Annotated in this window: 10 protein-coding genes; 2 read left to right on the top strand and 8 right to left on the bottom strand. The window is 71.5% G+C overall.

From position 1 onward, the window contains the following. Positions 1–2: 2 nt before the first annotated feature. The 8 genes from ACFC1K_RS16190 to ACFC1K_RS16155 form a co-directional block, all read right to left on the bottom strand. Positions 3–1,790 (bottom strand): IucA/IucC family protein, encoded by a 1,788-nt coding sequence (locus ACFC1K_RS16190; RefSeq protein WP_375872374.1) that lies wholly within the window; start codon positions 1,788–1,790, stop codon positions 3–5. Then, complete coding sequence (locus tag ACFC1K_RS16185) at positions 1,787–2,374, bottom strand: GNAT family N-acetyltransferase (protein WP_375872373.1); 588 nt, start codon at positions 2,372–2,374, stop codon at positions 1,787–1,789. The genes ACFC1K_RS16190 and ACFC1K_RS16185 overlap by 4 nt, the downstream gene beginning before the upstream one ends. After that, complete coding sequence (locus tag ACFC1K_RS16180) at positions 2,371–3,684, bottom strand: lysine N(6)-hydroxylase/L-ornithine N(5)-oxygenase family protein (protein ID WP_375872372.1); 1,314 nt, start codon at positions 3,682–3,684, stop codon at positions 2,371–2,373. The genes ACFC1K_RS16185 and ACFC1K_RS16180 overlap by 4 nt, the downstream gene beginning before the upstream one ends. Continuing rightward, positions 3,681–5,153 (bottom strand): pyridoxal phosphate-dependent decarboxylase family protein, encoded by a 1,473-nt coding sequence (locus ACFC1K_RS16175; RefSeq protein ID WP_375872371.1) that lies wholly within the window; start codon positions 5,151–5,153, stop codon positions 3,681–3,683. The genes ACFC1K_RS16180 and ACFC1K_RS16175 overlap by 4 nt, the downstream gene beginning before the upstream one ends. A 126-nt stretch (positions 5,154–5,279) precedes the next feature. Continuing rightward, positions 5,280–7,889, bottom strand: coding sequence for a PEP/pyruvate-binding domain-containing protein (locus ACFC1K_RS16170; protein ID WP_375872370.1), 2,610 nt, complete (start codon positions 7,887–7,889; stop codon positions 5,280–5,282). 91 nt (positions 7,890–7,980) lie between these two features. After that, positions 7,981–9,309, bottom strand: a complete 1,329-nt coding sequence (locus ACFC1K_RS16165; protein WP_375872369.1) for a flavin monoamine oxidase family protein — start codon at positions 9,307–9,309, stop codon at positions 7,981–7,983. An 85-nt stretch (positions 9,310–9,394) separates the two neighbouring features. Continuing rightward, positions 9,395–9,883: an adenosine-specific kinase gene (locus ACFC1K_RS16160; protein ID WP_375872368.1), complete on the bottom strand. Its 489-nt coding sequence runs from the start codon at positions 9,881–9,883 to the stop codon at positions 9,395–9,397. A 66-nt stretch (positions 9,884–9,949) separates the two neighbouring features. Further along, positions 9,950–10,561: a helix-turn-helix domain-containing protein gene (locus ACFC1K_RS16155; protein WP_375872367.1), complete on the bottom strand. Its 612-nt coding sequence runs from the start codon at positions 10,559–10,561 to the stop codon at positions 9,950–9,952. A 132-nt stretch (positions 10,562–10,693) separates the two neighbouring features. Between ACFC1K_RS16155 and ACFC1K_RS16150 the strand changes: the two genes are divergently transcribed. Together ACFC1K_RS16150 and ACFC1K_RS16145 are read left to right on the top strand one after the other, a co-directional pair. Continuing rightward, the gene (locus ACFC1K_RS16150; RefSeq protein WP_310290158.1) at positions 10,694–11,914 is read left to right on the top strand and encodes a globin domain-containing protein; all 1,221 of its coding nucleotides are present in this window, start codon (positions 10,694–10,696) and stop codon (positions 11,912–11,914) included. Between the two features lie 48 nt (positions 11,915–11,962). Then, positions 11,963–12,664 (top strand): hypothetical protein, encoded by a 702-nt coding sequence (locus ACFC1K_RS16145; protein ID WP_375872366.1) that lies wholly within the window; start codon positions 11,963–11,965, stop codon positions 12,662–12,664. Positions 12,665–12,714 lie beyond the last annotated feature (50 nt).

The raw sequence follows: 12,714 nt of genomic DNA, 5'->3' as shown, positions 1-12,714 counted from the left end.
CGTCAGACTCCCACAGGCTCCCGCGACGAGGTCGACCCGACGCGCGAGCGCGCGACAGGGTTCGCCAGCGTCCCCGCGTACATCAGCGACGCCGACTGGTTCGCGAGGTCCACCATCTGCAGCGTGTTGCGCAGCTGCAGGCGGTTCAGGCACGAGTGCGCGAACGCGTCGGCGCGCAGATCCACGCGGGAGTCGAGAGACGGATGCTGCGCCTCGTGCTCGTCGATGATCTCGGCGGCGATCCGCCAGAACCCGCTCTCGGGCAGCGTTCCGTCGGCATGGAGGATGCCGGCGAGGTGGCGCAGCACGCCGTCGAACACGTCGGTGAAGATCGCGAGCGCCTTCTCCTCGTCGTCGACCGGCGAGATGACGCGACGCACGTCCTGCGGCACGGCTCGGTCGGCGAGCAGCGCGACCTCCTCGCCGATGTCCTTCATGAACACGCCGGTCGGCACATGGTCTTCGAGAATGAGGATGAGGTTCTCGCCGTGCGGCATGAACGCGAGATCGTGCGCGAGCAGGCAGTGTACGAGCGGGCGCAGGTAAGCCCGCAGGTACGCGCGCACCCACGTCGTCGCCTCGACCCCCGACGCCCGCACCAGCGCGGTGGCGTACGAGCGCCCGCTCGCGTCGCGGTGCAGCAGCGACGCCATGGTCGCGAGCCGCTCGCCCGGCGCGATGAGCGGCACGGGGCTCTCGCGCCAGAGCGCCGCGAGCATCTTGCGGTGCGCCGACGGCGCCGGCGTGCGATGGTACGCGTCGCCGGTGTACCCGATCGACGCCCGCTCGCGCAGCACGCGGAAGCCCGATTCCCGCAGTGTGGCGTCACCGGCGACGAGCTCGGCGACCCAGTCGTTGATGGCGGGCGTCACGCGCATGTAGGCGGGCGACAGCCCGCGCAGGAACCCCATGTTCTGCACCGCCAGCGCCGTCTTGACGTAGTGGCGCTCGGGGTGCGTCGCGTTGAACATCGTGCGCACCGACTGCTGCGCGCGGTACTCGTCGTCGCTCTCGCCGATCAGCACGAGATCGCGGCGCGCGATGTCGGGCGCGAACGTGATCGCGATGCGGTTCTCCCACTGCCACGGGTGCACCGGCAGCAGGTGGTAGTCGGCGGGGTCCTCGCCGAGCGCGGTCAGCCGCTCGGCGAACCGCGCGTGCTCGGCGGGCGAGAGCTCGCCGGAGAGGAGGGATGCCTCGTCCGGGCCGGCGCCGAGCGCCAGATGGGATTTCGACCGCCGCGCGGCGAGCCAGACCATGCGGAACGGACGACCGGCTTCGGGGGAGTAAGCGGCGTGCGCCGAGACGCCGAACCCGATGCGCCCGTTGTTGGCCACGAAACCGGGGTGCCCCTCGGTCATGGCGGACTCGATGGTCTGGAAGTCGGCCTCGAGCAGGTCGTCGGCAGAGGGTCCGCCCTGGGCGAGCTTGAACGCCGCGCTCGCCAGGGTGGACGCGATCTCTTCGAGGTAGATCGGCAGCAGCTGGTCGGACAGACCCAGGACCGGCTGCAGTTCGATGATGAGCGCCTGCGCGTCGAGGTCGGCGGGGTCGCCGGCGACGAACCGGCGCACGCTCGACTCGTCGATCACCCAGTGCTCGAGCTCGGTGCGGACCGCCTCGAACCGGTACTGCACGTCGGCGTCCGGCACGGTGATGCGCCAGCTGCCGGCGACGGCTTCGGGACACAGCAGGCGCTCGTGGCTGAATTCGGCGATCGCCTTGGCGACGAGGTGGCGCTGGGCAGCGGCGAGATGCGCGGGGGAGAGGTGGGCGGCGGGGGCGGTCATGCGGAGATCCCTGTTCGTGCGAGTGCGGGCGCCGCGACGGCGGCGAGTTCGGAGCGGGCGAAGTCGTCGCGCGCGCAGACGGAGAGGACCGCGGTCTTGGTGTGGTCTCCTTCGTGGATCGCGACGTAGCGGAGCTCGGTGAAGCCGGCGCGGAGGTTCTTGCGCCGGATGCGGTCGTTGCGGGCGTCGGGCTCGACGACGACGCGCTGGGCGCCGAGCACGTCGAAGCACCAGGTCATGACCGTGGCGAAGACGGCGTCGGTGAGGCCGTGCCGGGGTTCGCCTCCGGGCGGCGCGATGAGCACGTGCATGCCGAGATCGCCCGGAAGGGCATCATGGATGCCGCGCAGCAGCACCTGCGCCGGGTCGTACGTCTCGGCGAAGAAGGTCGGGACCCCGTCGACCAGGCCGAGCCAGGCATCCTGGCGCGGGTCCGTGACGACGCTCGCCAGGTAGTCGCGCACGGCGTCGACGTCGTGATCGCCCATGCCCCAGAACGCGGCGTGGGGGTCGGCGAGCCAGGGCTGCAGCACGGGGGCGTCGCGCTGCGGGTCGGCGGGGACGATCGAGGTCGCGAATGTCATCGGGCCGCCCCGACCGTGGCGGGAGCGTCGGCCGGAACACCGAAATCCTGGAAGGCGATGCGCCGCTCGATCGGGTAGACCTCGCGGCCGGTGATCGAGGCGAGGATCGACGAGTTGCGCCACGCGCCGAAGCCGAGGTCGGGGGCCGTGAGGCCGTGCGTGTGCTCCTCGCCGTTCTGCACGAACACGCGGCCGCGGCCGCCGTCGACGCTGTAGTCGCGCGCCACCGCGAGGCGGCCGAGCACGTCGTGGTCGAGGCGGTCGGCAATCGGCGCCAGGAAGGGCGGCGTCTGCGCGGCGTAGCCGGTGGCGAGCACGAGCGACGCGCTGTCGCGCATGTGCTCGCGGTCGACGTGCGCATGGCGCAGCCGCAGCCGGTACCGCGAACCGTCCCATTCGGCTGACGTCACCTCGGTGTCGGTCAAGAGCGTGGTCGGCACCGGGCCGTCGGCGCTCAGCCGGTAGAGGGTGTCGTAGATGTCGTCGATGAGGTCGGCCGAGATGCCCTTGTACAGGCTCCGCTGCTCGCGTCCGAGGTGCTGACGGATTCCGATCGGCAGTGCGTGGAAATGATCGGTGTACTCCGGCGACGTCATCTCGAGCGTGAGCTTCGTGTACTCCATCGGGAAGAACCGCGGCGACCGTGTGATCCAGTCGAGCCGGTAGCCGCCGTCCCGCGCGCCATCCAGCAGGTCGCGGTAGATCTCGGCGGCGGACTGGCCGCTTCCGACCACCGTGATGGAACCCGACGCCCGCAAGGCCTCGCGCTGGTCGAGGTACTCCGAACTGTGGATCACCGGGCCGTCGAGCCCGCGGAGGGGCGGCGGGATGACGGGCTGGGTTCCTACGCCGAGCACGACGTGCCGCGCGCGCAGCTCGCTCACATCACCGGTGTCGGTGCGCATGGCGCGCACGACGTAGGTGTCGTCGGCGGGGTCGTGCTCGACGGCGATCACCTCGTGGTTCCAGCGCAGGTTCGGCAGCTGAGCGGCCGCCCACCGGCAGTACGCGTCGTACTCGGTGCGCAGCGCGTAGAAGCTCTCGCGGATGTAGAACGGGTACAAGCGCCCCGTCTGCTTCAGCCAGTTCACGAACGAGAACGGCGACGTCGGGTCTGCCATCGTCACGAGGTCGGCGAGGAACGGCACCTGGATCGTGGCGCCCTCGATCATCATGCCGTGGTGCCAGCGGAACCCGTCGGCGCGGTCGAGGAACACCGCGTCGAGCCCCGTCGGCTCGGCGAGGCACGCCAGCCCGAGGTTGAATGGTCCGATCCCGACGCCGACGAGGTCGTGCACGTGCGCGCTCATGCCGATGCCTCCGCTCCCGCAAGAGCCTCATCGAGCTCGGGCGCGATGCCGGCGAGGGTGGTCGCGGCATCCTTCACCATCCCGAGGATCAGACGGATGTCGTCGAGCGTGGTCTCGGGATTGAGCAGCGTCAGCTTGAGGCACGGTCGCCCGTCGATCACGGTCTTCGCGACGAGCGCCCGGCCCGACTCGAACAGCACGCGGCGCACGCCGGCCACGAGCGCATCCCGCGTGGTGTCGTCGACGCCCTCGGGGCGCACGCGGAACAGCACGGTGCTGAGCTGCGTCCGGCCGACGAGCTCGAGCTCGGGATCTGCGGCGATCTCATCGCCCACCGCCCCCGCGAGGTCGATGACCGTATCGAACATCTCGCCGATCCGGTCGGCACCGAGCGCGCGCAGCGTGACCCACAGCTTCAGCGCGTCGAAGCGGCGCGTGGTCTGCAACGACACGTCGACCTGATTCGGCTCGTCGTTCTCGAGCGGATTGAGGTAGTCCGCGTGCCAGGTGCCTGCGGCGAGGTCGCGCGGCTCGCGCACGAGGATGGCGCTCGACGACACCGGCTGGAAGAAGCTCTTGTGGAAGTCGACGGTGATCGACCGCGCGCGCTCCACGCCCGCGAGCAGGTGCCGGCGGCGCGGCGACACGAGCAGCCCGCAGCCGTACGCCGCGTCCACGTGCAGCCACACGCCGTGCTCCTCGCAGACGTCCGCGATCGCCGCGACCGGGTCGATCACGCCGCGGTCGGTGGTGCCGGCGGTCGCGACGACGGCCATCGGAAGACGACCGGATGCTGCGGCATCGCGCAGCGCGATCGCCAGGGCCGCGGCATCCATCCGTCCCTCCCCGTCGTCGGCGACCTCGATGACCGCATCGTCGGCGAGCCCCAGCAGGAGCGCGGACTTGCCGACGCTGAAGTGGCTCGATGCCGTCGCGAAGACCACAAGCCGGGCGAGCGCGCGCGGGCGCGGCAGGGGAGTGGAAGCCAGCGCCGCCTCGCGGGCCAACAGCAGGGCGTGGAGGTTGGACTGCGTGCCGCCCGAGGTGAAGACACCGCCGCCGTGCGTGAAGCCCACGCGGTCCGCGGCCCACCCGATGAGGCGCCGTTCCATGAGCGTGCCGACAGCGGACTGGTCGTACGTGTCGACCGAGGTGTTGACGGCCGCGAGCACGGTCTCGGCCGCGACGGCGGGCAGAGCGACCGGGCAGTTGAGGTGCGCCGCGTAGGCGGGGTGGTGGAACCACACGGCGTGCTCGAGGAACAGCTGATCGATCTCGCGGACGGCCTGCGAGGATCCCACGCCGCCGCCGTCGAGGGGGACGTCGTCGACGAGCCGCTGCAACTCGGCGCGCGAGGCGCCCGAGAACGGTTGCGTCGTCGTCTCGAACCGGTCGGCGACCTGCGCCGAGGTCTGTGCGATGAGGTCGCGGTAAGCGTCGGCGTTGGGGCGCGTGAGCAGGTCGAGCACGGGGGAGAGCTCCTTCAGTTAGGGTTGCCTTGCCTAACTAAGCCGATCTCGAGGTGTGTGTCAATGCGCGGGCGTAACAGTTCTCCCGGTATTCATGGACCGGATCCAAGAACATGGAGGGCGCTGTCAGGCCTCGGACAGCGGCACGGTCACCACGCCCGATGCCCCGTCGACGGTCACGTCGACCCCCGTCGTGATCGTCTCGGTCGCGTGCGGCACACCGACGACCGCGGGGATGCCGTACTCCCGCGCGACGACGGCGCCGTGGCTGTTCGCGCCGCCCATCTCCATGACGAGTCCGCCCGCGGTGAGGAACAGCGGGGTCCAGCCTGGATCGGTCGAGGGGGCGACGAGAATCTCGCCGGGTTCGAGGCGCGCCCCGACGGGGTCGAGGATGACGCGCGCGGGCGCGGTGACGGTCCCGGCCGACGCCGGGGTGCCTCGCAGCGCCCCGGGCTGATCAGCGGCCGAGGCGGCGCCGACGGCCTCCGGTTCCGTGCCGTCGGAGAGCAGCATGCGCGGCACATGTCGACGGCGGAGCTCGGCGTCGTACCGATCTCTGCGCTCGCGGACCGTCGCGCGCATGTCGGCTCCCGCCGCCGCGCGCTTCGTGTCGTCGAAGTCGAGGAAGAACACGTCGGCGGGATCCGCGACCCGACCCGCGGCGGCGAGCTCGACGCCGATGGCGACCAGCTCCGCGCGCGCCCGGCGCATCGCGATGATCATGAGGAACTTCGGCATCTCGCGCATGCCGACGAGCGCGCGAGCACGTCGAAGGGAGAACTCGACGGCGGCGGCGCGAAGCCGGCTGCGCTCACGCGCGCGACCGACGAGGGTGTCGATCATCGCCTCGGCGTCGCGAGCGCCGGCCGCGAAGTGCTGCGCGGGGGTCGCCGCATCCGTGTCGAGGCGGAGGTATCCCGACAGCACGCCGAAGAGGTGCGCGGGGTCTTCGGCCCATCGCGGCATGCCGAGGTCGATCTCGGCGACGGCCCGGTGCCCGTAGCGCGCGAGGAAGTTCGCCATCGCGCGCTGCAGGACGGCGGGCAGCGCGCCCGCCAGATAGGCATCGGCGAGGTCCTCGGCGTCGCGGGTGCGCAGCGCCGCCGCGGACTCGGCGTCGCGCCGCGCGCGCACGGCGACGTCCCACAGTTCGAGATCCATCTGCGTGGTGACGTTGTCGGGCACGCTGCGGAGCACGGTCTGCAGATCTCCCGGCTGCGTCGAGCCGCGCAGCAGCCGGCCGGCGAGCCCGAGCATCCCGAATCCGACGACGGCGCCGGGCAGGCTCCGGGGCGCCAGGGGCATCGTGCGGAAGAGCAGATCGACGACGCCGTCGACGCGGGTCGGGATGTCGCCGCCGGCGGGGAGGTCCCGCGCGCGTACCTCGGCGGCAAGCCGCTGCACCCGCCGCTGGGCGGCCGCTGGGCTGAAGAACGCCTGTCCGAGGAGCAACGGCAGTCGGATGCGCGCGGCAAGGTGCAGGAAGCCGCGCGCGAAGCGTCGCCGCGACCGGGGGAGCACCGAGAATCGCGGGTCGTCGAACAGCCCTCTCACAACAACGGCGGAGCGCGCTTCCATCACGTCCAGCGCCCGCGGGAAGATCTCACGGCCGACGGCCGATCGCACGACGGGAGTCGCGTCGAGGAAGATGCGGTCGCCGCCGATCGCGAAGGCGCCCGGTCCGTCGGAGATCTGGGCGGGACGGCGGCCGATGAGGTCGAGGAAGCCCGAGCCGATCACCCGGAAGGCGGCGACGCCCATCGGCGTGATGGGCCGATGGAGCCCTTGTGCGAGGCTGACGCAGAAATACACCCGGGTCTCGCCGGCGGGTAGCCGGGTATCGCGAACGGGCACGGGGAACAGCGTCGTGACCGGCCGGGACTGGGTGAGCCAGGCGTGCTCGTCGCCGTCGATCGCCCACTCGATGTCCTGCGGGCTGCCGAACGCGCGCTCCACGCGGTCTCCGAGGGCGGCGAGCGCACGCACCTGCGCGTCGGTGATACTCGCCGGCTGGTCGCCCTCGCCGCGGGGCCGCCGATCGAGGATGCGCCCGGTCGCCGTGTCGATGATGAAGTGGTCCGGGTCGACCGAGCCCGACACGACGGCCTCGCCGAGACCGCGTGCCGCGTCGAGCACCGCCTGACGGCGGCGGCCGGTCACCGGGTCGGCTGTGAACAGCACGCCCGCGGAATCGGCGTCGACCATCCGCTGCACGACGACCGCCAGGGCGACTCCCGCGCCGTCGATGCCCTGGGCGGTGCGGTAGGCGACCGCGCGGTCGGTCCAGAGCGACGCCCAGCAGCGGTGAACCGCATCCAGCACGTCGTCGACGCCGGCCACGTTGAGGTAGCTGTCCTGCTGCCCGGCGAAGCTCGCGCCTGGCAGGTCTTCCGCGGTCGCCGACGATCGTACGGCGACGGCACCGGCCCCCGGCTCCAGCCGGTCGTACGCATCTCGCACCGCTCTGGCGACCTCGTAGGGGAACGGCGCCTCGAGCACGGCCGTACGCGCGGCCGCGGCATCCGTGATCGTCCCCGACTCGACCGCCGAGCCGCGGACCGCCCGCCGGTACGCCTCGGTCGTGACGCAGAAGCCCGGCGGCACGTCGAAGCCCGCGCGGATCAGTTCGCCGAGGTTCGCCGCCTTGCCGCCGACGGTCGCGAGGTCGTCCGCCGACAGCTGCGCGAGGTCGACCACGAAGCTCCCGTGCGGTGCGGGGCTGGACGCGGCCATGGTGTCGTCCTATCGGCCAGGTCGGCCCACGCTCGTGGGCTCAGGTGCAGAATCGCACTCCGCGCACCCCGCCACAAGATCGACGGGCTCGTCAGCCGGCCCAGGCCTCCTCGATGGCGATGTCGCGTCCGAGCACCCTCGACGCCGCGCGGTGGCCGGACAGCATCGCCGCGGGCACGGTCGCCGGGTCGTCGGTCCACGTCGCCTCGCCGGCGAGGTGGAGCACGCCGCCGATCGGCGTCGCGAGATCGTCGTGGTCGGCCGTCGTCGACCCGACCGTCATGTAGGCGTACGACCCGTGAGACCACGGGTCGTCCTGCCAGTCCGTGACGTGCACGTACGTCGGCGTCTCGACACGGTCGCCGTACAGGCGCCGCAGCTGCACGAGGATCGACTCGACGATCTCGTCCTCGGTCCAGTCCCACGTCTCGACCGCCGCGGGGCCGGCCGCGAAGGTCAGCAGCGTCGGTGTGCCGTCGAGCGCGGTGAGGTCATACCACGAGTGCCACCACCGACTCTCGGGTCCCTGCTGGCGGATCGCGTAGACGCCGTCGTCCCAGAACTTCGCCGGGAACCGCAGGAACACCTTCTCGAACGCATTCATCGTGAGCCTGCTCAGCGCGCCCGCGACCGGCTCCGGCAGCGGCGGGTCGATGGCGAAGTCGTCCGACTGCAGCACGCCCACCGGCACGGTGACGATCGCGGTGTCGGCGGAGAACAGCCCGTGGTCGGTCGTGACGAGGACTCCCTCGGAAGACCACTGCACGTCGGACACGACATGGATGAGACGAATGTCGAGACCCTCGGCCAGCCGCCGCGGCAGGCGGTCGTACCCGTCGGGGAACACGACCTCGTCGCCGTCGATGGAGTCGTCGTCGAGCCCGTGGGCGGCGAGGTCCTCGATCCAGGCGCCGTACTGCTCCTCGGAGCGGTGCTCGAGATACTCGCGCACGCGCTGCGTGCGCTCTGCGTCCCATCCCTGGGCGGCGAGCGCGGCGTCGGTCACGTCACGGTAGGACGCGTCGGGAGCGGAGGCGGCGACCACCTCGCGCAGCGTGGCGTCGACGGCGTGGATGTCGTCGATGTACGCCCGGGTGGCAGCATCCGTCAATCGCTTCCCGTCGGGTCCGTAGTACGCGATGGGCCGGCTGTCGGGCTGGTAGCCGCCGACGGTGAACTCGACGGTGCGCATGCCGAACGCCTGCGCCGCCGCGGCGACGGGGGAGTCGGTGATGCCGTGGATCCACGAGGCGCCCATGTCGGTCACCGTGCCCGGGAAGTGGCGGTCGGTCGAGACGCGGCCGCCCACGCGGTCGCGGGCCTCGAGCACGACGACACGACGCCCGGCCCTGCTCAAGAGGCGTGCGGCGGTGAGTCCTGCCACCCCGGCCCCCACCACGATCGTGTCGAAATGATCCATCTGCGATCCTCCCCGGCCGGCGCATCACCGCGCCCTTCGACGCTAGCGGCATCCGGCCGATCGCAGATCCACCGGCGCCGCCGCGTCAGAGCTTGTAGCCGATGGCGCGCAGCAGGTCGCGGCGGTCGGCCACGTCCTGCTCGGTCTCGACGCCGACGGGCGGCTGACCGTCGATGACGCCCGCGACGCCGCGGCCGGCATCGGTCACGGCGACGAGCATCTGCACCGGGTTCGCGGTCGCGCAGTAGATGGAGCAGACCTCGGGGACGGCCTTCACCTGGTTGAGCACGTTCACGGGGAAGCCTTCGCGCAGCATGACCACGAACGCGTGGCCCGCGCCGATCGCCAGCGCGGCATCGACGGCGAGCGCGACGAGGTCGTCATCGTTGCCTGTGCGACGCACGAGCCGCGCACCGGATGCCTCGCAGAACGCGACCCCGAACCGCAGCGTTCCGCCCACCCCGGCGAGCGCTTCGTGCAGATCCTCGACGGTCTTGATGAAGTGCGATTGGCCCACGATGACGTTCACGTCGTCGGGCTTGACCAGCGGAACGACCTCGATGTCGACGGTCATGGGAACCTCCTCCGACAGCGCCAGCCTAGACTCCCGGACTTCTCGCCGCGCGGGGGTCTGCGCGCCCTAGTCCGGCCGGGCGGTGAGCAGCAGCCGGCACTGGTGCGCCGTCACGAAGGGCTCGAGGCGCTCGAGCTCCAGCGGACCCTCGGTGTGCAGCAGCACGTCCTGCACGAGGCGCGCGTGCACGCCGCACACCAGGGCGCGATCCTCGTCGATCATGTCGTGGTACCGGCATGGCGCGAGGTCGAACGACAGCGTCTTCTCATCCACGGCCGGGTCGAGCCCGGCGTCGTCGAGGTGCTCGTACAGCACGTCGAGCTGCCGCGCCGCGTCGGCGGGAAGCTGCGGAGCCTCGCTGCGGGTCACGGCACGCAGCATCCGTCCTCGCGCCTCGGCGCCCTCGACGCGCGCGCTCGCCGCGTCGCTCGAGGCCGACTCGCGCACGGGGTGGAACACCACCGGAGGGCGCCCGCGGACGCCGACCTGGACCGTCTCGCTGCGGATGAGCCCCTCATCTTCGAGCACGCGCAGATGGTCGCGGACGGTGTTCAGCGGGATGCCGGACTCCGAGGCGAGCTCGCCGGCGCGGCGTCCGGGCACGCGCTGAATGGCCTGCAGCAGCTGCAGGCGGCGGGGCTGGGTGAGTCCGCGGAAGTCGTGCGCGCGGCGGGGCATGGTTCCAGGGTAGGCGGGCCGTCTCCGCTCGCGCTGAGAGGTCGACCGGATAAAACCGGTGGAACGCCCGCCTCGTGATGAAGGGACGGAGGAGAGTCGAGGGCGTCGCGTCCGGTCCGAGAAAGGAACCCCATGCAGCTCTCACCGGAGTCCGAAGCCATCGTCCGCGCCACCGCAGGTGTCGTCGCCGAGCACGCCGAGGAGATCACGAAGGTCTTCTACCCGGCGATGTTCGCCGCCCACCCCGAACTCCTCCGCGTCTTCAACCGCGCGAACCAGGCGGTGGGGGAGCAGCCGAAGGCGCTCGCCGCGTCGGTCGTCGCCTTCGCGGTGCAGCTCATCGACCCGAACGCCCCCGACTTCACCCCGGTGATGCGCCGGATCGCCCACAAGCACGTCTCGCTCGGCATCCAGGCGCGCTCGTACCTGGTCGTCGGACACCACCTTCTGGGCGCCGTCGGGACCGTGCTCGGCGATGCCGTGACCCCCGAGGTGAAGTCCGCGTGGGATGAGGTCTACTGGCTGTTCGCGACGTCGCTGATCGCCGAGGAGGCGAAGCTCTACGCCGAGGGCGGCACCGACCCCGAGCAGCCGTGGCGCCCGTACCGGGTGGTCGAGCGGTTCGAGGAGTCCGACGACGTCTTCTCTCTCCTGCTCGCGCCGGTCGCGGGCGAGGTGCCCTCGCATCACACCGGGCAGTACGTCGCGATCGCCGTCGACCTGCCCGACGGCTCGCGCCAGCCGCGCCAGTACACGATCTCGTCGGGACCCCGCGGCGACTCGCTCCGCGTGACGATCAAGCGCGTGCGCGGCGTCGGCGAAACCCCCGACGGCCAGGTGTCGACGTGGCTCTTCGAGAACGCGAAGCCCGGCACGGTGCTCGACGTGTCGCAGCCCGCGGGCGACGTGGTGCTCGACGACTCCGAGCAGCCGCTGGTGCTGGTGTCGGCCGGCATCGGCATCACGCCGGTCGCCGCGATCCTCGAAGACCTCTCGCGCCGCCAGCCCCAGCGCACCGTGCGCCTCTTCCACGCCGACCGCGCGCACGACACGCATGCGCTGTACTCGTCGCTGCGCCGCCAGGTGCTCGCGATGGACGACGCGAAGGCGCAGAACTGGTACGAGACGGATGCTGCGACCGCCCCCACGCTCCACCCGGCGCGTGAGGGGTTCATGGACCTCGCCGACGTCGAGCTGCCCGACGGCGCGACGGTGTTCATGTGCGGCCCGCTGCCGTTCATGCGCATCTCCCGCGCGACGCTGATCGCCCGCGGCATCCCGAGCGAGCGCATCCACTACGAGGTCTTCGGCCCCGATCTCTGGGCGCAGAACCCCGAGGGCGCCGCCGCCTGACGGGCACGAGCGCCTACCGTCCGTTCGGCCTCGGTGGGACCATGAACCATGGCGACCGAGGCCGACGGGGGCGGTGCGGAGAGCGACGCGGTGCTCGCGCGCCGGCTGCAGATCCTCGCGACCGAGCACTGGGGTCTGCTCGCGGCGCGCAGCACCGCGCAGAGCGAGGTGCTCACGCGGATCAGCATCTATCTCACGCTCGTCTCGGCGGGCCTCGTCACGATCGGCCTGCTGGGGCAGGCGACGCGGTTCGGGTCGTGGTTCCCCGCGGCGGCGCTCGGTATCCTCGGGTTCCTGTCGGTCGTCGGCCTGCTCACGCTCATGCGCGTGATGACGGTCGCCGAAGAGGACCTCATGTACGTGGTCGCGATGAACCGCATCCGCGGCGCCTACGCCGACGTCGATCCCACCGCCGCCCGCTATTTCCTCGCCTCACCCAGCGACGACCAACTCGGGTCCATGGTGACCTACTCGTTCCTTCGCTACCGCGGCGGGCTGGAACAGGTGCTCGGCTCGTCGATGATCCTCAGCATCCTCGTCAACGGGTCGGTCGGGGGCATGTTCGTCGGCGGTCTCTGCGCGGCTCTCGGGACGCCCGTGATCGCGGCGGTCGTCGTCGGCGTCGTGGTCGGTCTCGCCATCGTCGCCACCGCCGTCTTGTACGGCGGGTTCCGCTACCGGACGGTATGGACGACCTACAGGCCGCTCCGCCCGAGCGCGGGCCCGCCTCCGCACTGGGCGCGACGCTGATCTCCACACCGCGGCAGGCGATGAAGGACAGCCGCGTCGCGTCGCGGATG

The organism is Microbacterium sp. NPDC056057 (genome assembly GCF_042266945.1).
Taxonomy (GTDB): domain Bacteria; phylum Actinomycetota; class Actinomycetes; order Actinomycetales; family Microbacteriaceae; genus Microbacterium; species Microbacterium trichothecenolyticum_C.
The sequence above is the reverse complement of the archived record's forward strand: the minus strand, read 5'-3'. Positions and strand labels throughout refer to the sequence as shown.

Bases quoted from the DNA above. Each gene is read 5' to 3' on its own strand.
- ACFC1K_RS16165 (WP_375872369.1), bottom strand. From the start codon at position 9,309: ATGGATCATTTCGACACGATCGTGGTGGGGGCCGGGGTGGCAGGACTC.
- ACFC1K_RS16170 (WP_375872370.1), bottom strand. From the start codon at position 7,889: ATGGCCGCGTCCAGCCCCGCACCGCACGGGAGCTTCGTGGTCGACCTC.
- ACFC1K_RS16160 (WP_375872368.1), bottom strand. From the start codon at position 9,883: ATGACCGTCGACATCGAGGTCGTTCCGCTGGTCAAGCCCGACGACGTG.
- ACFC1K_RS16145 (WP_375872366.1), top strand. From the start codon at position 11,963: ATGGCGACCGAGGCCGACGGGGGCGGTGCGGAGAGCGACGCGGTGCTC.
- ACFC1K_RS16150 (WP_310290158.1), top strand. From the start codon at position 10,694: ATGCAGCTCTCACCGGAGTCCGAAGCCATCGTCCGCGCCACCGCAGGT.
- ACFC1K_RS16180 (WP_375872372.1), bottom strand. From the start codon at position 3,684: ATGAGCGCGCACGTGCACGACCTCGTCGGCGTCGGGATCGGACCATTC.
- ACFC1K_RS16185 (WP_375872373.1), bottom strand. From the start codon at position 2,374: ATGACATTCGCGACCTCGATCGTCCCCGCCGACCCGCAGCGCGACGCC.
- ACFC1K_RS16155 (WP_375872367.1), bottom strand. From the start codon at position 10,561: ATGCCCCGCCGCGCGCACGACTTCCGCGGACTCACCCAGCCCCGCCGC.
- ACFC1K_RS16190 (WP_375872374.1), bottom strand. From the start codon at position 1,790: ATGACCGCCCCCGCCGCCCACCTCTCCCCCGCGCATCTCGCCGCTGCC.